We start from the raw sequence: 23,480 nt of genomic DNA on the forward strand, positions 1-23,480 counted from the left end.
CTGCAGATGCGGGATCAGAGGATGTCGATATGGATCGTACCGGCCTGTACGCCGCCGCTACGCGTGGCCAGCTTGTTCCGCAGCATCGACGCCGTCTGGTCGTCGAGCTGTACGCCAACGCTGCTCAGATAGGAGACCGGGTCCTTGCTGACGTCGCTGGCGAGGCTGAGCAGATCGGCGTGGGTAGTGAGTCCGGACGGTGACTTGGCTTTGAGATCGTTACCTGACGCGAGAACTTTTTCGAGATCGATCGTGACGATGCGGCCCATGGCGATTCTCCCTTAGGATGGACTAATGATCCATCAAACCAAAGGTTGTACAATACCCTCAGATAGTCAAACGAATTCGATGCGACCAAAGGCTGCGGATTTGCACCGCCGTTCACAACGCAACACCGCGCTCCCGACATTCTTCCCCGCGCATGCCAGCCTCGCTGTTGGCCACCCCTCGGACTATTGATTTGAACAGTTCCAATTTGCCAGACACATTGCGCCCTGAGTCCGATCGGTGGATTGGGCCAATCAGGGGACTTGCGATGGCAAACCTAACAATCAACGGAAAAACCTTCACGCTCGACGTCGAGCCGGATACGCCGCTGCTCTGGGCGATCCGTGAGAATGCCGGCCTGACCGGCACCAAATATGGCTGCGGCATTGCGCAATGCGGCGCCTGCACCGTTCACATGGACGGCGTCGCCATCCGTTCCTGCGGGATTTCGGTCAGCGAGGCCGAAGGCAAGAAGATCACCACGATCGAGGGGCTCGCATCCGGCGACACGCTGCACAAGGTGCAGGCAGCCTGGATCGCCAAGGACGTTCCGCAATGTGGCTATTGCCAGAGCGGCATGATCATGGCGGTGGCCGCACTCCTCGCCGAAAAGCCGAAGCCGACCGACGCCGATATCGACGAAGCCATCACCAATATCTGCCGCTGCGGCACCTTCCAGCAGGTGCGCGAAGCGATCCACACGATCGCCAGCGCCTGAGGAGCCGCCCCATGAACAAGCATGTTTCTCCCAAGATGAACCGTCGCGCCTTCGTCATCGGCACCGCCGCTGTCGGCGCCGGCCTCGCCATCGGGCTCGATCTCCCCTTCGGTGGCCCCGCCGCGGTCCGCGCGGCCGACGGCTCGCCGGAAGTCAACGCCTGGGTCGTGGTCAGGCCCGACGACACCGTCGTGATCCGCATCGCCCGCTCCGAGATGGGCCAGGGCTCGCTCACCGGCCTCGCCCAGCTGGTCGCCGAGGAACTCGAATGCGACTGGTCGAAGGTCACGACCGAATACCCGACTCCCGGCCAGAGCGTCGCCCGCAAGCGCGTCTGGGGTGATTTCTCGACCGGCGGCAGCCGCGGCATCCGCAGCTCGCAAGACTATGTCCGCAAGGGCGGCGCCACCGCGCGCGTGATGCTGATCGAGGCCGCCGCGAATGAGTGGAAGGTGCCGGCCTCCGAATGCACCGTCGCCAAGGGGGTCATCACCCACAAGGCGTCGGGCAAGACGACAACTTACGGCAAGGTCGCCGAAGCCGCCGCCAAGCTGACGCCGCCGGCCGACGTGAAGCTCAAGGATCCCAAGGACTGGACCATCGCAGGCAAGGGCCTGTTGCGGCTCGATACCGCCGACAAGACCACCGGCACGATGATCTACGGCATCGACGTCAAGCTGCCGGGCATGCTGAACGCCGCGATCAAGGACTGCCCGGTGTTTGGCGGCAAGCTGAAGAGCTATGACGAAGCCAAGATCACCGGCATGAAAGGCGTCAAGAAGGTCGTCAAGGTCGGCGACACCGCGGTTGCGGTCGTTGCCGACACCTGGTGGCACGCCAAGACCGCGCTGGAAGCGCTGCCGATCGTCTGGGACGAGGGCGAGAATGCCAAGGTCTCGAGCGAGTCGATCGCGAAGTGGCTGGCCGAGGGCCTCGACGATTCGCAGCCGGCCTATGTCGGCAACAAGAACGGCGACGTCAAAGCCGCGATTGCCGGCGCAGCGAAGAAGGTCGAAGCGGTCTACAACTACCCTTACCAGAACCACGCCACGATGGAGCCGATGAACGCCACCGCGCTCTACACGGCCGACAAATGCGAGGTCTGGTGCGGCACGCAGAACGGCGAGGCCGTCTTCGCGGCGGTGCTGGAGGCCTCCGGCCTGCCGGCTGAGAAGTGCGACATGTACAAGGTGATGCCCGGCGGCGGCTTCGGCCGGCGCGGCCAGACCGACTACGTCCGCCAGGCGGTCATGATCGCCAAGCAGATGCCGGGCACGCCGATCAAGCTGTTGTGGTCGCGCGAAGAAGACATGGCGCACGGCAGGTATCACCCGATCACCCAGTGCAAGATGACCGGCGCGTTCGACGCCAACAACAATCTGGTCGCGCTGCACTACCGCCTGTCCGGGCAGTCAATCCTGTTCTCGCTGCGCCCCGAAGCGCTGCAGAACGGTATGGATCCGGCCGCATTCCAGGGCGTCGCCCAGTCCGGCGAAGCCGCGTTCGGCTATTCGGTGCCGAACCTCCTGATCGAGCATGCGATGCGCAACCCGCACGTTCCGCCCGGCTTCTGGCGCGGCGTGAACGTCAATCACAACGCGATCTACATGGAATGCTTCATGGACGAGCTGGCCCAGGCCGCAGGCCAGGACCCGCTCGAATTCCGCCGCAAGCTGATGGGCAATCATCCCAAGCATCTGGCGGTGCTCAATGCCGTGGCCGAGAAGATCGGCTGGGACAAGCCGGCACCGCAGGGCGTCTATCGCGGCATTGCGCAGGTCATGGGCTATGGCAGCTATGTCGCCGGCGCCGCCGAAATCTCGGTGACCGACGGCAACAAGATCAAGGTGCATCGCATCGTCGCCTCCACCGATCCCGGCTACGTCGTCAATCCGGCGCAGGTGGAGCGGCAGATCGCCGGCTCCTTCGTCTATGGCCTGTCCGCGTTGTTCTACGGCGGCTGCACCGTCAAGGACGGCAAGATCGAGCAAACCAACTTCGACACCTACAACTCGATGCGCATCAACGAGATGCCGAAGGTGGAATCGGTGATGGTGCCGAGCGGCGGGTTCTGGGGCGGCGTCGGCGAGCCAACCATCGGCGTCGCGGCGCCGGCGGTGCTCAACGCCTATTTCGCGGCGACGGGCAAGCGCATCCGCTCGGTGCCGCTGCGCGACCAGAACATCACCTTCGCCTGAGAAACGCCGCGGCGGCTGCAACGGCCGCCGCGGCATTTTTGCCTGGATGATCCTGATGACCACGCGCCCGGTGACACGGCGGAATGCCGTGCTCGGCATCACCGCGGCCGCCGCAACGCTGGCGCGGCCATCGGTCCTGCGTGCGCAATCGGCAGCACGTATCGTCGTGGTCGGCGGCGGCTTTGGCGGCGCGGCCTGCGCCCGCGCGCTGAAACGCGCGCAGGAAAACCTGCAAATCATCCTGATCGAACCGAACGCGGTCTTCACCTCCTGCCCCTTCAGCAACGAGGTGATTGCGGGCCTGCGTGAGATCGACGCGCAGCAATTCGACTATGACAAGCTCGCCGCCGAGGGCATCACCGTGATCGGCGAGGCCGTGACCACAATCGAGCCGCAGCGGCGCAGCGTCGTGACGACCGACGGCGTCGCGCTGCCCTATGACCGTCTCGTGCTCTCCCCTGGCATCGACTTCCATTTCGAGGCCCTGCCCGGCTATGACGAAGCGGCATCCGAAAAAATGCCGCACGCCTGGAAGGCCGGGGCGCAGACTCTGCTGCTGCGCAGGCAGCTGGAGGCAATGGCGGACGGCGGCACGGTCGCCATCGCGATCCCGGCCAATCCCTCGCGCTGCCCGCCGGCGCCCTACGAACGCGCCAGCCTGATCGCGCATTACCTGAAGACGAAGAAGCCGCGCTCGAAGGTGCTGGTCCTCGATGCCAAGGACAATTTTTCGCAGCAGCGGCTGTTCGAGAAGGCGTGGAAGGAGCTCTATGGCGACATGATCGAGCGCATCGCGCTGTCGCAGGGCGGTCGCGTCACCTCGGTCGATCCTTCGACAAGGACCATCATCACCGAGTTCGGCAACTACACGCCTGATGTCGCCAACGTCATCCCGCCGCAACGCGCCGGCCGCATCGCCGAGATCGCGGGCGCGGCGGATGCGACCGGCTGGTGCCCGATCGATCCCGTGACCTTCGAGTCGAAGCTCGTCCCGAACATCCACGTCATCGGCGATGCCTGCCTCGGCGGCGGCATTCCCAAATCGGCCTCGGCCGCGAGCGCACAGGGCAAGGCCTGCGCCGCCGCCATCGTCAACCTGTTCGTGGGCCGCGCGCCGGAGACGCCGCGGCTGACCGGCGTCTGCTATACAACCGCCGCGCCCGGCTACGGCTTCTCGCTCGCCGGCAACTACCAGCCCAGGGGTGACATCTTTGCCGAGGTCGAAGGCGGCGCGACCAGCCCGGTCGATGCACCACGCGAGCTCCGCGCCCGCGAGGCGGCTGAAGCCGAGCGCTGGTTTCAAACCATCACGGCAGACACCTTTGGCTAGAGCATTCCTTCATATCGCGGCGCTGATCGCCGCCGGCCTTGCCCTGGCTTGCGGCGCAAGAGCCGACGAGCTCGTGCGCTACAAAATCATCGGTGACACCATCCCCGAGCCGCTCACGGGCGCGCCGGCCGATCCCGCGCGCGGACGCGCGCTGGTGGTGGTGCGTTCCACGACCTGCATCCTCTGCCATTCCGGTCCGTTCCCGGAGGCGCGGTTCCAGGGTGACCTCGCACCCGATCTCACCGGCACCGGGAACTGGTGGTCGGCTGGCCAGTTGCGGCTGCGGCTGGTCGATGCATCGCGCTACAACCCGCAGACCATCATGCCGTCCTATTATCGCAACGACGGGCTGGTCCGGGTCGGGCGCAATTTTGCCGGCAAGCCGATATTATCCGCCGCGGAGATCGAAGACATCGTAGCCTTTCTTGTAACGCTTCGGAACTAGCTTCATGCCAACCACGCGACGACAATTCCTGAGTATTGCAGGCGGCGCGACGGTCGCCGGGACGATCCCGATCGTCACGTTGCGACCGCTGGAAGCGACGCCGGCGATGCTCAGCACCGCGATCCGCAACGTCGTCGGCGAAGCCCAGATTCACACCGGCAAAGTCAAGCTCGACATTCCGCCGCTGGTCGAGAACGGCAACACCGTGCCGGTGACGGTGAGCGTCGCAAGCCCGATGACGGCGACCGATTACGTCAAGAGCATCCACGTCTTCAACGAGAAGAACCCGCAGCCGAACATCGGTAATTTCTATCTCAACCCCTCCTCCGGCCGCGCCCAGGTCTCGACCCGCATGCGGCTGGCCGACACCCAGAAGGTGGTGGCAATCGCACGCATGTCCGATGACACGTTCTGGCAGGTCGCCGCCGACATCGTCGTGACGCTGGCCGCCTGTACCGAGGAGATGAACTGATGGCCGCGCTCATCAACGTTCCGGCAAAGGCCAAACGCGGCGATGTCATCGAGATCCGCACGCTGACCTCGCACATCATGGAGACCGGCTTCCGCCACACCGCGGACGGCGCGCTGGTGCCGCGCGACATCATCACGAGTTTTACATGCCGCTACAATGGCACCGAAGTTTTCCGCGCCGACCTGTTTCCGGCGATCGCGGCCAACCCATACCTCTCCTTCTTCACGGTCGCGAAGGAGAGCGGCAAGTTCGAATTCGAATGGATCGGCGACAACGGCTATTCGTCGACCGCATCGGCCTCGATCACGGTCGAATGATCTTTTGGCGCGCGATAGCGGCGGCAACATTGTTGGCCGCGGCCCCTGCCCTGCTCGCCGGCGAAATTCCGCCGGACGCGCGCCGCTCCGGCTATTCGTTCATGGGGCCGGACACGCGCGCGATGCAGGATGACGACACGTCCAATCCGGGCATGCTTTTCGTGCTCGACGGCGAGGCGCTCTGGGCGAAGAAGGCCGGCAGCGCCGACAAGGCCTGTGCGGACTGCCATGGCGATGCAACGACCAGCATGAAGGGTATCGCGGCGCGCTATCCGGCCTTCGACAAGGCGCTGGCGCGCCCCGTCACCCTCGACCAGCGCATCAACCTCTGCCGTGCCAATCATCAGCAGGCGCCGGCGCTGCCCTACGAGAGCCGCGACCTCCTGGCGCTGTCCGCCTTCGTCGCACACCAGTCCCGTGGCGTCGCGATCACGGCTGGCGATGATCCGGAACTGAAGCCTTTCGTGGCGCAGGGCCGCGACCTCTTCATGCGGCGCGAGGGCCAGCTCAACCTCGCCTGCACCAATTGCCACGACGACAATTTCGACAAGCGTCTTGCGGGCGCGCCGATCACGCAAGGGCAGCCGACCGGCTATCCGCTCTACCGCCTGGAGTGGCAGACGCTGGGGTCGATCGAGCGAAGGTTGCGCAGTTGCATGACCGGCGTACGCGCCCAGGCCTATGATTACGGCGCGCCCGAGCTGGTCGCGCTTGAACTCTACCTGATGTCGCGGGCGCGCGGCCTGCCGATGGAGACGCCTGCCGTGCGTCCCTGAGTCCCCAGATTAGGACTAGGCAGGCGTGGCACGGCCGTTAGTATCCCTCCCAAAGAAAATGAATCAGAGGGAGGGATTTGACGTGGCCAACCATAACATCTCGCGCCGCACGCTGTTGACGGGGACCGCCGCGGCTGGCGCGCTCAGCCTGACCGGACTACCGGCACGCGCCGAGGTCAACTGGAAGAAATACGCCGGGACCAAGCTGGAGGTGATCCTCGCCAAGGGTCCGCGCGGCGACAACCTGCAAAAAAACATCAAGGAGTTCACCGAGCTCACCGGCATCCAGGTGGAATCCGAACAGATCCCGGAGCAGCAGCAGCGCCAGAAAGTGGTGATCGAGCTGACCTCGGGCCGGCCGAGCTTCGACGTCGTCCATCTCAGCTATCACGTCCAGAAGCGGCAGTTCGAAAAGGGGGGCTGGCTCGCCGACCTGACGCCCTTCATGAAGGATCCGACGCTGACGGCACCCGATCTCGTCGAGAGCGATTTCTCGGCCGCCGGCCTGCAATACGCCAAGAACGACAAGGGCCAGATGCTGTCGCTGCCCTGGTCGGTCGATTACTTCATCCTCTACTACAACAAGGAGCTGTTCCAGAAGAAGGGCGTCGCCGTCCCCAAGACCCTCGACGAGATGGTCGCGGCCGCCGAAAAACTGACCGACACCAAGGAAGGCACCTACGGTTTTGTCGGACGGGGCCTACGCAACGCCAACATGACGTTGTGGACCAACTTCTTCCTCAACTATGGCGGCGAATTCCTCGACGCCAAGGGCAACATCCTGACCGACGGTCCAGAGGCTGTAGCCGCGACCAAGCTCTACCAGACGCTCCTCACGAAGGTCGCCCCGCCAGGCGTCGCCGGCTTCAACTGGATGGAGTCGATGGCCTCGTTCACGCAAGGACGTTCGGCGATGTGGATCGACGGCGTCGGCTGGGCGCCGCCACTGGAGGACCCCGCCGCCTCGCGCGTCGTCGGCAAGGTCGGCTACACCGTCGTGCCGGCCGGACCGAAGGGGCAATATTCGGCCACCTATGGCGACGGCATCGGCATTGCCGCGGCGAGCAAGAACAAGGAAGCCGCCTATCTGCTCTGCCAGTGGGCGGTCTCGAAGCAGCAGGGCGCGCGGCTGTTGCAGGCCGGCGGCGGCGTCCCGTTCCGCAACTCGATCCTCGGCGATCCCGAGGTCCAGAACGGCGTGAAGATGCCCAAGGAGTGGCTGCAGTCGGTGATCGATTCCGCCAAGATCAGCAAGCTCGGCCTTCCCGTCGTGATCCCGGTCGCCGAATTCCGCGATCTCGTCGGCGCGGCCCTCACCTCGACACTATCGGGCGCCGATCCCGCGACCGAGTTGAAGAAGGCTCACGATCAGTACCGGCCGATCCTGGAGCGCAGCGAAAAAGCGTGAGTGCGTTGACACAATCGACTCCGGCCGCGGCACGGTCCGATGCCGCGCCGGAGAAGGAATTGCGGCCGCCGTCCTACTGGCCGTTCGTGGTGCCGGCGCTGGTCGTCGTGCTCGCGATCATCATCTTCCCGTGGGTCTTCACGATCTGGATGAGCCTGAACGAGTGGAAGGTCGGCTCACCGACCACCTTCGTCGGGTTCTCCAACTATCTGCGGCTGACGAGCGATCCCCGCTTCATCGAGGCGGTGGGCCACACCATGGTCTACACTTTGCTGTCGGTGCTGCTGCCGCTGATCCTCGGCACGTTCGCGGCCGTCGTGTTTCACCAGAAATTCGCCGGCCGCGGCTTTCTGCGCGGTATCTTCATCATGCCGATGATGGCGACCCCCGTCGCGATCGCGCTGGTCTGGACCATGATGTTCCACCCGCAGCTCGGCGTGCTGAACTACCTCTTGTCGCTGGTCGGGATACCTGCGCAGCTCTGGGTCTTCCACCCCGCGACCGTCATTCCCTCGCTCGTGCTGGTCGAGACCTGGCAATGGACGCCGCTGGTCATGCTGATCGTGCTCGGCGGCCTCGCCGCCATCCCGACCGAGCCTTATGAAAGCGCGCAGATCGACGGCGCCAGCTTCTGGCAGGTGTTCCGCTTCATCACCCTGCCGTTGATCATGCCGTTCCTGTTCATCGCCGGCATGATCCGCATGATCGACGCCGTGAAGAGTTTCGACATCATCTTCGCGATCACGCAGGGAGGACCGGGCTCGGCGTCGGAGACGATCAACATCTATCTCTACAGCGTCGCCTTCACCTATTACGACCTCGGCTACGGCTCGGCGATCGCGGTGGTGTTCTTCCTCCTCATCGTCGCCCTCGCGGCCGTGATGCTCTATGCCCGCCAGCGCATGCTGTGGACCGAAATTGCGAGCGGCGCATGAGCCCAAGTCAAGTCAACCCAAGTCGAATCAACCTACGTCAGGTCATTGGCAGGATCGGTCTGTGGCTGTCGGTGTTCGTCATCGTGTCGCCGGCGATCCTGTTCTTCCTCTGGATGGCGTCGCTATCGCTCAAGTTCGAGGTCGACAATGCCGCCTACCCGCCGGTGTTCTTCCCCGATCGCATCGCCTGGAAGAACTATGCCGACGTGCTCGCTTCCAACCGCTTCCTGACCTATTTCGTCAACAGCCTGATCGTCACCGGCGGCGCGACCACGCTGGCCCTGCTCGTCGGCGTTCCCGCCGGCTACGGCATCGCGCGCATGGCCGCGCACAAATCCGCGATCGTGATCCTGATCGCGCGCATCACGCCCGGCCTGTCCTATTTGATCCCGCTGTTCCTGCTGTTCCAGTGGCTCGGATTGCTCGGCACGCTGGTGCCGCAGATCATCATCCATCTCGTCGTGACGGTGCCGATCGTGATCTGGATCATGATCGGCTATTTCGAGACCACGCCGCTGGAGCTGGAGGAAGCCGCGCTGATCGACGGCGCCACGCGGTGGCAGGTCTTTCGGCACGTCGCCCTGCCGATCGCCAAGCCCGGGATCGCGGTCGCCTTCATCCTCGCCGTGATCTTCTCCTGGAACAATTTTGTGTTCGGCATCGTGCTGGCCGGGCGCGAGACGCGCACCCTGCCCGTCGCCGTCTACAACATGATCTCGTTCGACCAGTTGAGCTGGGGCCCGCTCGCCGCCGCCGCGCTGATCGTCGCCCTCCCGGTGCTGCTGCTCACAGTGTTCGCCCAGCGGCAGATCGTGGCCGGGCTGACCGCGGGCGCGGTCAAGGGCGGGTAGCAAATGAAGCAGCCGGGCGACACGACATCGCCCGGCTGCGTTTCATGTTTTCCGATGCCTACTCCGCCGGCGCGGCGTGCATCTCCGGATGGGTGGCATAATGCTCGGTGGCGCCGAGCCTGCTGGCCGCGAACAGTCCCGCCGCCATCACCGCGTAGGCGAACGCCACCGCGGGCGTGACGCCGAAGCCGCCGCCGATACCGACGGCTTCGCCATGCATGAAGCCGAAGTAGGTGAGCACGGCACCGACCAGCGCGAAGGCCGAGGCCTTCTCGAAGTCGCGCTCGATGATGAAGACACCGATCGCACCGAGGATGAGGCCGCCGAGGATGGAACCGCCGCCCATCACCTCCAAGCCGTGATAGAACACGCCCTGCTGCGGCAGCGCGGCAATCGCCGCGGCCTTGACCGCGTCGGCCTTGTCGGCGGCGAGACCGCCGACAGAGGTCGCCGCCATCATGGTCGAGCCGAGCATCGTGTCGATCTGGAGCTTGGCCCAGGCGGCAAGATGCGGCGTCAGCGCCAGCACGATCGCGGGCGCGTGCTTGACCGGCGTGGTCTGGAACGCCTGCGCACCGATCAGCATGCCGATATAGAGCAGGATCGGCGAGATCGCGACGACGGGCACGAGTGCCAGCAGCACCGAGATGATGCCGAACCAGGCCAGCACCACCACCATGATGCCGGTCGCAGCCGAATAGCCGATGCGGCCGCCCATCGCCTTCCAGCCGGGATGACCGATATAGACGGCGTTGATGAAGGGGTTGCCCATCAGGCAGCCGATCAGGCTGACGACGCCGTCGGCGGTGAGCACCCGCGTGGTCGGATATTCGTCGCCCGCCGCTTCCGCGCTCTCGACATTGTCCATGGCCTCGACGAGGTCGTAGATGCCGAAGGGAATGGCGGTAACCAGGATGATGCCGAGGAATTCGAAGCCCGAGAAGACGTAGCCCACCGCCGGGATCGGCACCGAGAAGCCGAAGTTCGCGAAAGCGTCGCCGACTCCCTTGACGCTCAGCCCACCGAGACCGAGGCCGAACAGGTTTGAGCCCCAGGCGATGACCATGCCGACCGCGATCGCGACGAGGCCCGCGGGAATGCCGCGCCAGTATTTCACGCCGCCGAACCAGCTCACCAGGATGATGGCGAAGCAGACGAGACCAATCTGCGGCGTCATGTACATCTCTAACGCCGGACGCATCGAGATGAAGGTGACGGAGACGCCGGCGAGCGTGCCGAGCAACGCCGCGCGCGGCGTGATCTTGCGGATGAACGGCGCGATGAAGCCCCCGATCATCAGGATAAAGCTCTGGAAGAACACCCAGACGAGGCCAGCCGACCAGCCCTTGAGCGGATCACCGGTCTTGATCGTGATCGGCAGCATGATCACGAAGGTGACGATGAACATGTGCGGTACGCTGACGCCCGAGGGCAGTGCGCAGACATCGTTGCGGCCCGTCTTCTGCGCCAGCCGATAGGCGAGATACGCATAGTAGAAGGTGGAGAGGCACATCATCAGCCCGAGCGCGGGCAGGATGCGGCCGAACACGAGACTATCAGGCATCTTCAAAACGAAGCGCAGCAGGCCCGTGAGCACCAGCATGTTGACGAGGATGTTGGTGCCGAAGCCGAAGAACGCGTTCCAGTCGCCCGATGTCCATAGTGCCGGCTTGAACTCGGACTTGCTCAGATCAGATTTGCCGGCCGTCCCCGTCAATGTGCTCATGATGCTACCCCTGTGTGGTCGAAGTCTTCATTGCCTCCAAGACTGCGGCTGAGTCCGCGACCCAGCCGAAGATGCCGCCTTGGGCCTTGATCATCTTCAGGCCCATCTCGTGAAATTCGGGGAAGTAGGATGCGCAGCCGTCGGAGATGACGACGCAGCGATAGCCGCGGTCATTGGCCTCTCGCACGGTGGTGTTGACGCACACTTCCGTGGTGACGCCGCAGACGAGCAAGTTCTCAATGCCGTATTTCTCCAGCACGTCCGTGAGCTCGGTGGCGTAGAACGCACCCTTGCCGGGTTTGTCGATCACGACTTCGCTGTCGAGCGGATAAAGCTCGGGAATGATGTCGTGGCCGGCCTCGCCGCGAATGAGAATGCGCCCCATCGGGCCGGGATCGCCGATGCGCAAGGACGGGGCGCCGCGCTCGACTTTTGCGGGCGGCGCGTCGGACAGATCAGGCAGATGCCCCTCGCGCGTGTGGATCACCAGCATGCCGGTGTCACGTGCCGCCTTCAGCACCGCGCCGATCGGCTTTACCGCGCGCGCGAGCTGGCTGACATCGTTGCCCAACGTCTCGCCGAAGCCGCCCGGCTCCATGAAATCCCGCTGCATGTCGATGATGAGAAGCGCGGTGGCAGGCCAGTCGAGCCTGATCGGCTCGGGCTCGGCGCTGATGACGCCCAGTGTCGGCTTGGTCGAGCTCAACATGACTCAAGGCCCCCGCGAGAACTCTCTTTGCCAGGAGTTCTGCAAACGCCGTGCCATTGTGTACAATAGCGGTGGGGCACAGGCCGCGAGAGAATTTGCTGCGTACTCAGAAGGTTACGCCGGCGATCGGCGCCTGCTTATTCCCTGTGCGACGGCTTTGCGACGTGCAGTTGCTTAAAGGATGAGCGGGCGGCGACGGACTCGCTCGCCGTCATTCCGTGGCGACGCGACAGCGTCGAGCCCGGAATCCATCGGGCCGCAGTACGCGAGGAAAGTGGATTCCGGGTTCGCGCTGCGCGCGCCCCGGAATGACGGCGGAGGCCGTAGCGCTACCGCCCCGTGCCGTACAGCTGCCGATACTCCATCTCATACGGCGCATACGAATCCTTCAGCGTCGCCATGTTGAGCAGCATGGTGGCCACCACCGCGCCCGTCTTGCCGAACACGCGCGTTTTAATCCAGGCACTCTCGGTGCGGCGGCTGCCGGAGAGTGCGACAACCTCACGCTCGATTTCGTACTCTTCGTCGACGAAGAGCGGCCCCTTGATCAGCCTGATCTCCTGATCCGCGAACAGGCCGACCGCCGGCCCCTTGGCCGGCAGCGGGTCGTCCTTGGAGCGGTACTGGAACAACACGCTCAGCATCTCCATCGGGATGATCGCTCTGCCCCAAGGATTGTCGGCGCCGGAATAACACGGCGAGTTCTCGGTGATGACGGCGAGCTTTTGCCTGAGGGAGAACGGATAGAGGTCGCCCATGTTCTGGTCGAACGCCATCCGCACCGCCTGCCGTTTGCTCGTCTGCGCCACCTTCACATCGCGCAGGATCACGGGATCGGCGAGCGGCTTGAGCTCGGTGAGGCGCGCCTCGAGCGCGGTCGCCGCATGCGGTTCGCCGACCGAGGCCGTGCCCCGCAGCACCTCGGTGCCGTCGCGCTTGACCATCTGGATCTGGCACTGGCTCGTGCCGGGCAGCGGCTTCGATAGCATCGCCTGCACCTCCTCGCCTTCGAAGCAGGCGTTGCGGTAATGCGCGGACAGGCAACCGCTCTCGAACCAGGCCTGCCCCCACAGCCGCGCGCCGAGCGGGGCGAACTGGCTGAAATGCGTCGGGCCTTCGATGGTGCCGCCCTTGAAGCCGAGCTTCTGCGCGGTGGCATCGTCGTGGATCGAGGCGTGCGCGTCATAGACTTGCGCGTGCAGCATCTGGCGCGGCTGGCGCCACGGCCCGATCAGCGCCTCGGCCGTCTCTGTAATCTCGGTGTCGAATGCGTTTGCAGCCATGGTGTCCTCCACAGGCAGCCATGACTAGCAGGAGCGCCACGGATGCGGCTAGCCGTATTGACTTCGCCGGCCCATGCTCTTGACTGTCACAATTCGCGTCGCGCCGCCGCTATCCCTCCCGCAGCGCAAACCCCCACGCCGAACGAGAGACGAGGACTCCTGAAATGACGCTGATGCAGGTCGAGCTGGACGACAAATACCGGCTCGAATCGAAGCGGATCTTCCTGTCCGGCACGCAGGCACTGGTTCGGTTGCCCATGTTGCAGCGCGAACGCGACCGGCTCCAGGGGCTCAACACAGGCGGTTTCATCTCGGGCTATCGCGGTTCCCCGCTCGGCATGTACGACCACGCGCTGTGGCGCGCGAAGTCGCACCTCCAGCAGCACGACATCGCCTTCGTCCCCGGCCTGAACGAGGACCTGGCTGCGACCGCCGTCTGGGGCAGCCAGCAGGTCGGCCTGTTCCCCGGCGCCAAGGTCGATGGCGTGTTCGGCATCTGGTACGGCAAGGGCCCCGGCGTCGACCGCTCGGTCGACGCGCTCAAACATGCGAATGCGGCCGGCACCTCGCTCAATGGCGGCGTGCTCGCGCTTGCCGGCGACGACCATGGCTGCCAGTCCTCGACGCTGGCGCATCAGAGCGAGCAGGTGTTCGCGGCGGCGCTGATCCCCGTGATCAATCCGGCGACGCTCCAGGATTATCTCGACCTCGGCCTCTATGGTTTTGCGCTGTCGCGCTTCTCCGGCTGCTGGGTCGGCTTCAAGGCGATCAGCGAGACCGTCGAGAGTTCGGCCTCGATTGACAGCGATCCTGAGCGTATCAAGATCGTACTTCCAGACGATTTCGAGATGCCGCCTGGCGGCCTCAACATCCGCTGGCCCGATCCGCCGCTGGAGGCCGAGCGACGTCTGTTCGGCCCGAAGATGGCCGCCGTGCAAGCCTTTGCCCGCGCCAACCAGCTCGACCGCATCGTGCTCGATTCCAAGCCGGCACGGCTCGGCATTCTCGCGACCGGCAAGGCCTATCTCGATCTGCGCCAGGCGCTGGCCGATTTGGGCATCACCGACAAGGACGCGCAGGACCTCGGCCTGCGCATCTACAAGGTCGCACTGACCTGGCCGCTGGAGGAAAGCGGCGCCAGGCGCTTCGCCGAAGGTCTTCAGGACGTGCTCGTGGTCGAGGAGAAGCGCGGCTTCATCGAAGACCAGCTGATGCGCACCCTCTACAATATCGCTGCGTCCAGGCGCCCGACCGTCACCGGCAAGCGCGACGAGCGCGGAGCACCGCTGTTGCCGAGCGAGGGCGAGCTGACGCCGACCATTGTCGCAGGGGCGCTGGTGGCACGCTTGCGCAAGCTCGGGCATCACAGCCCGGTGCTGGAGCAACGCCTCGCCCGGCTCGAGGCCTTCGACAATCCCGTCACATCAAGCACGCAGATCAAGCTCGCGCGCACGCCGTTCTTCTGCTCGGGCTGCCCGCACAACTCCTCGACGCGCGTGCCCGAGGGCAGCCGTGCCATGGCCGGCATCGGCTGCCACGGCATGGCCCTGAGCATGCCGACCCGCCGCACCGATCTAATCTCGCATATGGGTGCCGAGGGCGTGAACTGGATCGGCCAGTCGCCCTTCACCACCGAGAAGCACATTTTTCAGAATCTCGGCGACGGCACCTACACCCATTCCGGACTTCTCGCCCTTCGCGCGGCATCGGCCGCGGGCATCAACATCACCTACAAGATCCTCTACAACGACGCCGTCGCGATGACCGGCGGCCAGCCGGCCGAAGGCGCCTTCAACGTCGCGCAGATTGCGCACCAGGTCTGGGCCGAGGGGGTCAAGCGACTCGCGATCGTATCGGACGATCCGACGAAGTATCCGGAAGGCAACTACTTCCCGCAGGGGGCGACCATCCATCACCGCCGCGAGCTCGACGCCGTGCAGCGCGAGCTGCGTGACATCAAGGGCCTCACGGTCGTGATCTACGACCAGACCTGCGCCGCCGAAAAGCGCCGCCGCCGCAAGCGCGGGCTCTATCCCGATCCCGCCAAGCGTGCCTTCATCAACGAGCTCGTCTGCGAAGGCTGCGGCGATTGCTCGCAGGCCTCCAACTGCGTCTCGGTGCAGCCGCTGGAGACCGAGTTCGGCCGCAAGCGACAGATCGACCAGTCGAACTGCAACAAGGACTTTTCCTGCGTCGAAGGTTTCTGCCCGAGCTTTGTCACCGTGCATGGCGGCAGCCTGAAGCGGTTGAAGACGTCGGCGGTCGATTCCGGACAGTTGTTCGCCGACCTGCCGCTGCCTCCTGCCCGCGAGCTCGAGGCGCCGTACAACATCCTCGTCACCGGCATCGGCGGCACCGGCGTCATCACCATCGGCGCGCTGCTCGGCATGGCCGCCCATGTCGACGGCCGCGGCTGCTCGGCGCTCGACTTCACCGGCCTGTCGCAGAAGAACGGCGCGGTGATGAGCCATGTCCGCATCGCGCGGAGGCCGGAGGATATCTCCGCGGTCCGCATCACCACCGGCGGCGCCGACGTCATCCTCGGCTGCGACATGATCGTCTCGGCAGGTCCCTCCGCGCTCAGCCGCGCCGAGCGCGGCGTGACCAAGGCCTACATCAACGCCGACCTGCAGCCGACTGCGAGCTTCGTGCAAAACCCCGATCTCGACTTCGAGATGGGCACGATGCAGACCGTGCTGCGTGACGCCGTCGGCGACACGAACCTCGACATCATCGACGCGACAGGCATTGCCTCAGCCCTGATGGGCGACTCGATCGCGACCAATCCCTTCATGCTCGGCTTCGCCTTCCAGAAGGGCGCGATCCCACTGTCGCTGGAGGCTCTCCTCCGCGCCATCGAGATCAACGGCGCGGCGATCGAGATGAACAAGCTCGCCTTCACATGGGGACGGCTGGCCGCCCACGACATGTCGCGCGTGCGCAGCGTACTGCAGTTCAAGAGCCGCGCTTCCGCGCCGACGAAGTCGCTCGACGACGTGATCGCGACCCGCGCGGAGTTTCTGACCGGCTATCAGGACACTGCCTACGCCGACCGTTACCTCGCGGCCGTCGCCAAGGTGCGCAAGGCGGAGAGCACAGTCTCGCCCGCCTCCACCGAGTTGACCGAGGCGGTCGCGAAAAACCTGTTCAAGCTGATGGCCTACAAGGACGAGTACGAGGTGGCGCGGCTCTACACCGACGGCAGCTTTGCCAAGAAGGTGTCGGAGAAGTTCGATGGCGACTTCACGCTGAAATACCACCTCGCCCCGCCGATCTTCGCGCAGCGCGACAAGACGACCGGGCACCTTCAGAAGAAGGAATTCGGCGGCTGGATGGTCCACGCCTTCCGCGTTCTCGCCAAGCTGAAGTTCCTGCGGGGCGGCGCGTTCGACCCGTTCGGCCGCACCGAGGAGCGCCGGACCGAACGTAAGCTGGTCGCGGATTATCTCGGCATGATCGACCAGCGGATGGCCGGGCTGAAGGCGGAGCAGATCCCGCTGCTGGCGCGGCTCGCCCGCGTGCCCGAGACGATCCGCGGCTTCGGCCACGTCAAGGAAGCCAACATCAAGCTCGCAGCGGCCGAGACAGCCCGGCTGGAAGCCGAGCTGGAGAACAGCCGCTTTGCGGCGGCGGCGGAGTAGCGGTTAGGACGCAAACTCTCTCCACGTCATTGCGAGGAGCGAAGCGACGAAGCAATCCAGAGTCCCTCCGCGGAGGCAGCCTGGATTGCTTCGCTGCGCTCGCAATGACGGAGATTGTGGGACGAGCTCGCCACACACTCAGCGTCATCGCCCGGCTTGACCGGGCGATCCAGTACTCCGAGGCGGCTGTGATTGAACGGATGGGCCGCGGCGTACTGGATTCCCCGCTTGCCGCCTACGCTAAAGCTTCGGCGCCCCTGGACCTCAACCCCGGCGAAGCCTTGGCGTAGCCGGGTCGCGGGGAATGACAGCGGTGGAGATGGCTAGACGGGAGTCCCTGCAACCGCAGACGTCGCCGTCACAACACTCCCCTCCGCCAGATGCCGCCCCGCGATATACCCGAACGTCAGCGCCGGCCCGAGCGTGATCCCCGGTCCCGGATAATTCCCATTCATGATCGACCCCATGTCGTTGCCGCAGGCGTACAGACCCGCAACCGGCGTGCCGTCCTCGCGCAGCACGCGCGCCTGGGCATCCACCTTCATGCCGATGGCCGTGCCGAGATCGGCCGGATAGATACGCATCGCGAAGAACGGCGCGCGGAGGATCGGTGCGACACAGGGATTGGGCTTGTGGGTGGCATCGCCGAGGTGGCGCTGATAGATGGTGCTGCCGCGACCGAATTCGGGATCGCGGCCCTGCTTCGCATCAACGTTGTAACCTGCGATCGTCGCCGTGAGCACGGACGGATTGACGCCGATCTTCGCCGCGAGCTGCGCGATGTCGGGAGCCTTGAGCAACTCGCCGCCCGCCACATAGCGCCGGAGGTTGAGCGTAAACGGCTTGATGTGACCGAGGCCGTAGCTCCACAGGAACTGACGGTCGCAGACGAGATAAAACGGCCGGTCCGGCTCGCCATTGCAGTCGCGCAACATCGCCAGCACGAACTCATGGTGGGACAGCGCCTCGTTGACGAAGCGACGGCCGGCCGCGTTGATGGCGATCACGCCGGGCTTGGCGCGGTCGGTCACCGTATGCGGAAAAACGCCTCGGCTGCCATCGTCGCGACGGAACAGCGAGGCCGGCACCCAATAGGCCGGACTCGTCGCCTCCGTGTTGAGCGCGGCACCGGCCGTGGCCGCAAGCCGGAGCCCGTCGCCAGTGCCAGCGGTGCTGGCCGCCGAGACGAAACCAGCCGCGGCCGGGAAGAAGCGTTTGCGCAACACAGCGTCGTGCGAAAAGCCGCCGGTCGCAACCACCACGCCGCGACGCGCGGCGATCAGGCGGTCACGGGAGCCGTGGCGGATGACAACGCCGCCGACGCGATCGCCCTGCATCGACAGGTCCTCGACATCGGCGCAGAAGAGAATCTCGACCTGCCGCGCCAGCAGCGAGGCATAGAGCCGCGCCGCGAGCGCGTTGCCGAGATGCAGCGTCGTGCCGCGCCGATTGCGCAGCCGCTGCAACGCGTATTCCGAAACGAGCCGCGCCGCGCGCAGGGTCGAACGCAACGATTTTCCGGCCCGCCGCAGATGCGGGACGTCGAGGCGGTTGACCATCATCCCGCCGAACAGCGTGAACTCCGGCAGCGGCGCGCGCAGCCGCGCGAAAGGCGCGCCGAGCCGGGTGCCGTCGAACGCGACCGGCTCCAGCACGCGCCCGCCTGATGTCGCGCCCAGTCGCTCCGGATAACAGTCCGGACAGGCTTTCACCGGCTGGAGGCGCACTTCCGTGTTGGCTTCGAGATAGGCGACCGCCTCCGGCCCGCGCGCGAGGAAGGCGGCGCGCAAGCCGGCATTGGCAGGCTCCGGCACCGTGCTCGACAGATACCGGACCGCGTCCGTGATGCTGTCGGACAGCCCTACATCCTTCATCTTGGGATTGGCGGGGATCCAAACCATGCCGTCGCACCAGGCGGTGGTGCCGCCGACGAACGCCGTCTTCTCGATCACCAGCACGCGCAAGCCTTCAGCGGCGGCCACCGCCGCGGCCGTCATGCCCCCGGCGCCGGCGCCGACGACAATGACATCGTAGATCTCATGCGCAGGCATCATGCGGCAAGGGTCCGGGAACGAGGCATGACACCGTCATACCTCGCCCGGAGGCACCAACGCTAGCGCGCCGGCTTGCGCTCGATCGGGTCGATATCGATCGCCCGCAAGCGGCCGAGCCGCAGCACGTCCATGGCGAGCCGCCGGCCGATCCGGTCGCGGTCGAGCACGCGGATCAGATCGTCGACGCCGTTGATATCGACACCATCGAGCTTGATGACGACGTCGCCGGGCAACAGGCCCGCCTTCGCCGCCGGTCCGTCCGGCTCGATCTGCATCAAGAGCGCGCCCATCTTGTTGTCGACGCCGGCCAGTACCGCGTGCCGCCGCGGGACCGGTGCAGTCTGCCCGGCGACGCCGATAAAGGCGCGGCGGACATAGCCGTGGCGGATGATCTCCGACAACACGAACTGCGCGGTGTTGCTGGCGACCGCGAAACAGATGCCTTGCGCGCCGTTGATGATGGCCGTGTTGATGCCGATCACCTCGGCATTCGACGACACCAGCGGACCGCCGGAATTGCCGGGGTTGAGCGCAGCATCGGTCTGGATCACGTCCTCGATGGTGCGCCCGCTCACCGAGCGGATCGAGCGCCCCAGCGCCGAGACCACGCCGGCGGTCACGGTCGATTCGAAGCCGAGCGGATTGCCGATCGCGATCACGAGCTGGCCGCGGCGCAGGGTCTTGGAGTTGCCGAGCGCGGCATAGGGCAAGTCGCGCACGCCGTTGGCGCGGAGCAGCGCCAGATCGGTGTCGGGATCGACGCCGAGTACGCGGGCCTCACCGACGTTACCCTCGACGTCCCGCAGCCGGATCTCCCTGGAGGAACCGACCACGTGGCTGTTGGTGAGCACGAGCCCGTCCGGCGAGATCACGATGCCGGAGCCGAGCCCGCCGCGCTCGCGACCGTTCGGCACCTTTGGCCCGGTCTCGACGCGCACGACGGCGGGACCGACACGGTCGGTCACGTCGATCACGGCGTTGGAATAGGCGTCCAGCAGGGCTCGGTCATCGACCGGGGCAGACGCTGTCGCTCGCGATGACGCGGCGTCATCGACGATGTCTGAGGTAAAATCCAGCATGGCAAGAGTCCTTGAGGCTCACACAAATGGTGGCCTGTTCCTGCCAGCGCAAGGGACCCGCCTGGGGCGCAAGGCTGGGCTGTCAGGACTTGACCTACCAAGGTGGCTAGGGCGCGCGCCGCAGCGTGCCCGCCCTCGCCTTAACCGGGTCGAGCAGCGACCAGTCGCCGTCCGGGAGCACGTAACCCTTGGGGAACGGCGCGCGCAGCTCGATCCCGAGCGAGCGCAGCACCCGGTCGTCGCGGTAATAGCATTGCAGGACGACGCGGACGAGCGTTGCGGCGGCGCCGCCGCCGGAGCTGCGGAACTCCTGCGCCACCGCATCGCGCCTGGCGGCATCGAGCTCGGCGAACGGTTGCCCTGCGAGCCGGGCCAGATGGTCCAGCGCCGCCGCCACCAATTTGGTGTCGCGGCCCAGCGTCGTCAGAATATCGGCCTGGATCGCGGGGTCGTCGGCGCCGGGCACCTTGTACTCGTCGCTGGCGGGAACGATCATCGCAGCGATGGTACGGAGGTCATCGCGTTGGGCGCGGGTGAGTTGATTGTCTGCGGACATGGCGGCCTCAGTCGAACAAGTTTGCGAGGCGCTGCTTCATCTGGTCGGCGATGTAGAGCGCGAGGGCCTGGATGGTGGACGTCGGATTGACGCCGCCCGAGGTGACGAAGATGCTGCCGTCGACGATGAAGAGATTTTTCACGTCGTGCGTGCGGCCCCATTCGTTGACGACGGAGCGTTCGGGGTCGGTGCCCATCCGCACGGTGCCGAGCAGATGCCAGCCGCCCCACGGGATCGGCGAGTTGACCCAGATGTCGGTCGCCCCCGCCATTTCCAGAACCTCGCGGCCGCGCGCGAGCGCATGCTCCATCATCTTCCGGCTGTTCTCGCTGATGGTGTAGTCGATCCTCGGCGCGGGAATGCCGTGGCTGTCCTTCAGGACAGGATCGAGCGTGACGCGATTGTGCTCCTCCGGCAGGTCCTCGCAGATCGCGGAGAATCCCAGCCGATGGCCATTGAGCTTGCGGAAGACGCGGTGATGATCCGCGCCCCACGGTAAAATGCCCCTCTGCTCGCTCACGACAGCCTCGAACACGGGCCCTGCCCCGCGCACGAACTGGACGCCGTAGCCGCGTACGAAACCGCGCGACAGGTCGGTGTCATACCATTCCTTGCTCCACAGGCAGGTCGGCGGCGCGCGGTTGCTGTCGGTCGGCTCCTTCACATAGCCGTAGATCTGCGCATAGGGATGGAACATCAGGTTCTTGCCGACGAGGCCCGACGAATTGGCAAGACCGTGCGGGAAGCGGTTGGATGCCGAGTTGAGCAGCAGCCGGGGCGTGCCGACGCCGTTGCAGGCGATGATGACGACATGCGCCGGCTGGAACTGCTCGACGCCGTCCTTGTCATAATAGACCACGCCCGAGGCCATGCCGTTCTCGTCGGTGGTGATCTCGCGCACCCGGCAATGCGTGCGAAGCTCGACGCCGGCGCGGATCGCGTGCGGCCAATAGGTAATGTCGGTCGAGGATTTTGCACCTTGGGCGCAGGCCGGCGTGCAATGGCCGAGATTGATGCAGCGCGCGCGGCCCTCATAGTCTGTGGTCGCGACCGTCGTGTCCGACGGCCACCAGTGCCAGCCGAGCGTGTTCATGGCCTTGCCGATGATGGCGCCGGACAATCCCATCGGCTGCTGCGGCATCGGCGGATGCGTCAGCGGCGACAGCGGATCGCCCGACAAGCCTGACGTGCCCATGATGCGATCGTTCTCTTCGAAGAACGGCGTCAGCGCGTCGTAGTCGATCGGCCAGTCATCGGCGACGCCGTCGAGCGTCTTGACCTTGAAATCGGAGGGATGCAGCCGCGGCCAGTGCGCGGTGTACATCACCGTCGAGCCGCCGACCGCGTTGTAGTTGACGACCTTGATCGGCGAATTGTCGTCGTTGATCGGATAGTCCTCGGGCCGGCCGCGGACATTCGGGCTCGACGACCACTCCCCGTAGAACTTGGCCTCCCAGTCGCGGCCCGTGCTGGGATATTCCGCTGGGTTCATCCAGCCGCCCTGCTCCAGGCAGAGAATGTGCATCTTGGTCTCGGCCAGCGACCACGCGATCGCGGCGCCTGAAGCGCCGGCGCCGATGATCAGGACGTCCACGGGGTCTTTCATCGAACTTTCTTCCTCCCGCCCTCGCCGCTTCAAGGGCGATCCGGTCTACGCAGGTTTTTGATCGTGCCGAACGATAGGGGCAGACCGGCCGGTCAGTAAAGGCTGGCACGCGAATGTCGCACTTCGCAGGGCGCAGACCATTGGTATCGCGACTTCCGGATGCTAGGAACGAGGCGCCAGAGCAATCGATAGCGAGACGTTATGTCCTTTAGGAATTCATTTGCCGCCGCCCGCGCCTTCGCGCTTGTTTCGTGTCTCGCTCTGTCCGGGTTTCTGGCCTCGTCCGGGCCGGCCTCCGCGCTGACGGCGGCCGCGACCGTCCGGGACGCCAATTCGATCCAGCTCGGCGACGTCACCTACCGCCTCGACGGCGTCGACGCGCCCGAATTGGACCAGGTCTGCATCGACGATCACGCCGATCCCTGGACCTGCGGCATCGAGGCCCGCGACCAGCTGGCGAAGCTGATCAACAAACGCAGCGTGCGCTGTGACGATGTCGGGCCGGAAAAGAGCTTCGGCAAACGGCACCGGGCGATCTGCACCGCCGAGGGCGACAAGGTCTCGTTGAACGAGCAGCTGGTCAAGCTTGGCTATGCCATCGCCCGCGAGCCGATCAAGGCGAACGTCAAGGCTGCCGCGGCCGATGCCAAAACCGCGTCAGCCGGCATCTGGAAGGGCTGCTTTGTTGCACCGCAAGAATTCCGCATGGGCAAGAAGGACGGCGCGCTGCTCGGCGCCGCCTGCCGCGCCGACCGCGACAAGGAAATCCGCGCGGCGCTGTTTCCGGAGGAGCTGACCATGCCGCCGAGTTGCAGCATCAAGGGCAAGCTCGCCGTGCGCGCACGCGTCACCGGCAATATCGGCATCTATCACTTAAGGGGCTGCCCGAGCTATCCCGCGACCACCAAGCCGGACCGCTGGTTCTGCTCGGAGGACGACGCGCAGGCCGCCGGCTTCCGCAAGGCCTACAATTGCCGCCGACCGAAATGAGGAAGCCCGTCACGAGCATGTGAGCGGTAGCCGGAGACAGTATTGATCCGGAATTGAACTCTCTCGGTGGTTGCTACATCTAATATGTACGCAAGCGCTTTGCGCGAGCGTTCCTTGGC

General features: G+C 65.3%; 20 protein-coding genes. 12 read left to right on the plus strand and 8 right to left on the minus strand.

From position 1 onward, the window contains the following. Positions 1-14: 14 nt before the first annotated feature. Positions 15-269 (minus strand): hypothetical protein, encoded by a 255-nt coding sequence (locus AB7290_RS32665; protein ID WP_028150121.1) that lies wholly within the window; start codon positions 267-269, stop codon positions 15-17. Positions 270-535: 266 nt separating this feature from the next. On the opposite strand from AB7290_RS32665, the gene AB7290_RS32670 reads away from it, so the two are divergent. The 10 genes from AB7290_RS32670 to AB7290_RS32715 are packed head-to-tail and all read left to right on the plus strand — an operon-like array spanning position 536 to position 9,717. Next, complete coding sequence (locus tag AB7290_RS32670; RefSeq protein ID WP_028156974.1) at positions 536-985, plus strand: (2Fe-2S)-binding protein; 450 nt, start codon at positions 536-538, stop codon at positions 983-985. 11 nt (positions 986-996) lie between these two features. Beyond that, positions 997-3,183, plus strand: a complete 2,187-nt coding sequence (locus AB7290_RS32675; RefSeq protein ID WP_085404491.1) for a xanthine dehydrogenase family protein molybdopterin-binding subunit — start codon at positions 997-999, stop codon at positions 3,181-3,183. A 46-nt stretch (positions 3,184-3,229) separates the two neighbouring features. Further along, a complete protein-coding gene (locus AB7290_RS32680; protein ID WP_193560891.1) occupies positions 3,230-4,513 on the plus strand; it encodes an NAD(P)/FAD-dependent oxidoreductase in 1,284 nt (427 codons plus the stop codon). Next, positions 4,506-4,958: a sulfur oxidation c-type cytochrome SoxX gene (gene soxX / locus AB7290_RS32685; RefSeq protein WP_085404492.1), complete on the plus strand. Its 453-nt coding sequence runs from the start codon at positions 4,506-4,508 to the stop codon at positions 4,956-4,958. Before AB7290_RS32680 ends, soxX begins: the two co-directional genes overlap by 8 nt. A 4-nt stretch (positions 4,959-4,962) precedes the next feature. After that, on the plus strand, positions 4,963-5,430 hold the full coding sequence (locus AB7290_RS32690; RefSeq protein WP_085404493.1) for a SoxY-related AACIE arm protein: 468 nt from the start codon (positions 4,963-4,965) through the stop codon (positions 5,428-5,430). Further along, positions 5,430-5,747, plus strand: coding sequence for a thiosulfate oxidation carrier complex protein SoxZ (soxZ, locus tag AB7290_RS32695; protein ID WP_014497100.1), 318 nt, complete (start codon positions 5,430-5,432; stop codon positions 5,745-5,747). Before AB7290_RS32690 ends, soxZ begins: the two co-directional genes overlap by 1 nt. Then, positions 5,744-6,523 carry a sulfur oxidation c-type cytochrome SoxA gene (soxA, locus tag AB7290_RS32700; protein ID WP_085404494.1) on the plus strand — a complete coding sequence of 260 codons (780 nt, stop codon included), beginning with the start codon at positions 5,744-5,746 and terminating at the stop codon, positions 6,521-6,523. The genes soxZ and soxA overlap by 4 nt, the downstream gene beginning before the upstream one ends. A gap of 58 nt (positions 6,524-6,581) precedes the next feature. Then, positions 6,582-7,931, plus strand: a complete 1,350-nt coding sequence (locus AB7290_RS32705; RefSeq protein WP_071915996.1) for an ABC transporter substrate-binding protein — start codon at positions 6,582-6,584, stop codon at positions 7,929-7,931. Then, positions 7,928-8,866, plus strand: coding sequence for a carbohydrate ABC transporter permease (locus AB7290_RS32710; RefSeq protein ID WP_085404495.1), 939 nt, complete (start codon positions 7,928-7,930; stop codon positions 8,864-8,866). Before AB7290_RS32705 ends, AB7290_RS32710 begins: the two co-directional genes overlap by 4 nt. Further along, a complete protein-coding gene (locus tag AB7290_RS32715) occupies positions 8,863-9,717 on the plus strand; it encodes a carbohydrate ABC transporter permease (RefSeq protein WP_441254234.1) in 855 nt (284 codons plus the stop codon). Before AB7290_RS32710 ends, AB7290_RS32715 begins: the two co-directional genes overlap by 4 nt. Before the next feature lie 58 nt (positions 9,718-9,775). Here AB7290_RS32715 and AB7290_RS32720 read toward each other — a convergent pair whose 3' ends face one another. The 3 genes from AB7290_RS32720 to AB7290_RS32730 form a co-directional block, all read right to left on the minus strand. Then, positions 9,776-11,443: a regulator gene (locus AB7290_RS32720; protein WP_085404496.1), complete on the minus strand. Its 1,668-nt coding sequence runs from the start codon at positions 11,441-11,443 to the stop codon at positions 9,776-9,778. Between the two features lie 4 nt (positions 11,444-11,447). Further along, positions 11,448-12,152, minus strand: coding sequence for a cysteine hydrolase family protein (locus tag AB7290_RS32725; protein WP_085404497.1), 705 nt, complete (start codon positions 12,150-12,152; stop codon positions 11,448-11,450). A 329-nt stretch (positions 12,153-12,481) separates the two neighbouring features. Next, on the minus strand, positions 12,482-13,435 hold the full coding sequence (locus AB7290_RS32730) for a hypothetical protein (RefSeq protein ID WP_085404560.1): 954 nt from the start codon (positions 13,433-13,435) through the stop codon (positions 12,482-12,484). A 164-nt stretch (positions 13,436-13,599) separates the two neighbouring features. On the opposite strand from AB7290_RS32730, the gene AB7290_RS32735 reads away from it, so the two are divergent. Continuing rightward, positions 13,600-17,076 (plus strand): indolepyruvate ferredoxin oxidoreductase family protein, encoded by a 3,477-nt coding sequence (locus tag AB7290_RS32735; RefSeq protein WP_085404498.1) that lies wholly within the window; start codon positions 13,600-13,602, stop codon positions 17,074-17,076. A gap of 323 nt (positions 17,077-17,399) precedes the next feature. On the opposite strand, the gene AB7290_RS32740 is transcribed toward AB7290_RS32735, so the two are convergent. The 4 genes from AB7290_RS32740 to AB7290_RS32755 form a co-directional block, all read right to left on the minus strand. Next, positions 17,400-19,130 carry an FAD-dependent oxidoreductase gene (locus AB7290_RS32740; protein ID WP_085404500.1) on the minus strand — a complete coding sequence of 577 codons (1,731 nt, stop codon included), beginning with the start codon at positions 19,128-19,130 and terminating at the stop codon, positions 17,400-17,402. A gap of 59 nt (positions 19,131-19,189) precedes the next feature. Continuing rightward, positions 19,190-20,209: a S1C family serine protease gene (locus AB7290_RS32745; protein ID WP_071916003.1), complete on the minus strand. Its 1,020-nt coding sequence runs from the start codon at positions 20,207-20,209 to the stop codon at positions 19,190-19,192. 106 nt (positions 20,210-20,315) lie between these two features. Further along, positions 20,316-20,765: a hypothetical protein gene (locus tag AB7290_RS32750; RefSeq protein WP_135215065.1), complete on the minus strand. Its 450-nt coding sequence runs from the start codon at positions 20,763-20,765 to the stop codon at positions 20,316-20,318. Positions 20,766-20,772: 7 nt separating this feature from the next. Further along, positions 20,773-22,371 carry a GMC family oxidoreductase gene (locus tag AB7290_RS32755; protein WP_085404502.1) on the minus strand — a complete coding sequence of 533 codons (1,599 nt, stop codon included), beginning with the start codon at positions 22,369-22,371 and terminating at the stop codon, positions 20,773-20,775. A 201-nt stretch (positions 22,372-22,572) separates the two neighbouring features. On the opposite strand from AB7290_RS32755, the gene AB7290_RS32760 reads away from it, so the two are divergent. Next, positions 22,573-23,361, plus strand: a complete 789-nt coding sequence (locus AB7290_RS32760; RefSeq protein WP_085404503.1) for a thermonuclease family protein — start codon at positions 22,573-22,575, stop codon at positions 23,359-23,361. The last annotated feature ends 119 nt before the right edge of the window (positions 23,362-23,480 follow it).

The sequence above is a fragment of the Bradyrhizobium sp. 613_E4_N2_2 genome (assembly GCF_052075995.1).
GTDB lineage: Bacteria > Pseudomonadota > Alphaproteobacteria > Rhizobiales > Xanthobacteraceae > Bradyrhizobium > Bradyrhizobium barranii.

Excerpts from the sequence above, each read along its gene's own strand:
- AB7290_RS32665 (WP_028150121.1), bottom strand. The coding sequence starts at position 269 with ATGGGCCGCATCGTCACGATCGATCTCGAAAAAGTTCTCGCGTCAGGT.
- AB7290_RS32755 (WP_085404502.1), bottom strand. The coding sequence starts at position 22,371 with ATGAAAGACCCCGTGGACGTCCTGATCATCGGCGCCGGCGCTTCAGGC.
- AB7290_RS32675 (WP_085404491.1), top strand. The coding sequence starts at position 997 with ATGAACAAGCATGTTTCTCCCAAGATGAACCGTCGCGCCTTCGTCATC.
- AB7290_RS32760 (WP_085404503.1), top strand. The coding sequence starts at position 22,573 with ATGTCCTTTAGGAATTCATTTGCCGCCGCCCGCGCCTTCGCGCTTGTT.
- AB7290_RS32690 (WP_085404493.1), top strand. The coding sequence starts at position 4,963 with ATGCCAACCACGCGACGACAATTCCTGAGTATTGCAGGCGGCGCGACG.
- AB7290_RS32725 (WP_085404497.1), bottom strand. The coding sequence starts at position 12,152 with ATGTTGAGCTCGACCAAGCCGACACTGGGCGTCATCAGCGCCGAGCCC.
- soxA (WP_085404494.1), top strand. The coding sequence starts at position 5,744 with ATGATCTTTTGGCGCGCGATAGCGGCGGCAACATTGTTGGCCGCGGCC.
- AB7290_RS32705 (WP_071915996.1), top strand. The coding sequence starts at position 6,582 with ATGAATCAGAGGGAGGGATTTGACGTGGCCAACCATAACATCTCGCGC.
- AB7290_RS32740 (WP_085404500.1), bottom strand. The coding sequence starts at position 19,130 with ATGATGCCTGCGCATGAGATCTACGATGTCATTGTCGTCGGCGCCGGC.
- AB7290_RS32735 (WP_085404498.1), top strand. The coding sequence starts at position 13,600 with ATGACGCTGATGCAGGTCGAGCTGGACGACAAATACCGGCTCGAATCG.
- AB7290_RS32715 (WP_441254234.1), top strand. The coding sequence starts at position 8,863 with ATGAGCCCAAGTCAAGTCAACCCAAGTCGAATCAACCTACGTCAGGTC.
- AB7290_RS32750 (WP_135215065.1), bottom strand. The coding sequence starts at position 20,765 with ATGTCCGCAGACAATCAACTCACCCGCGCCCAACGCGATGACCTCCGT.
- AB7290_RS32745 (WP_071916003.1), bottom strand. The coding sequence starts at position 20,209 with ATGCTGGATTTTACCTCAGACATCGTCGATGACGCCGCGTCATCGCGA.
- AB7290_RS32730 (WP_085404560.1), bottom strand. The coding sequence starts at position 13,435 with ATGGCTGCAAACGCATTCGACACCGAGATTACAGAGACGGCCGAGGCG.
- AB7290_RS32680 (WP_193560891.1), top strand. The coding sequence starts at position 3,230 with ATGATCCTGATGACCACGCGCCCGGTGACACGGCGGAATGCCGTGCTC.
- soxZ (WP_014497100.1), top strand. The coding sequence starts at position 5,430 with ATGGCCGCGCTCATCAACGTTCCGGCAAAGGCCAAACGCGGCGATGTC.
- AB7290_RS32720 (WP_085404496.1), bottom strand. The coding sequence starts at position 11,443 with ATGAGCACATTGACGGGGACGGCCGGCAAATCTGATCTGAGCAAGTCC.
- AB7290_RS32670 (WP_028156974.1), top strand. The coding sequence starts at position 536 with ATGGCAAACCTAACAATCAACGGAAAAACCTTCACGCTCGACGTCGAG.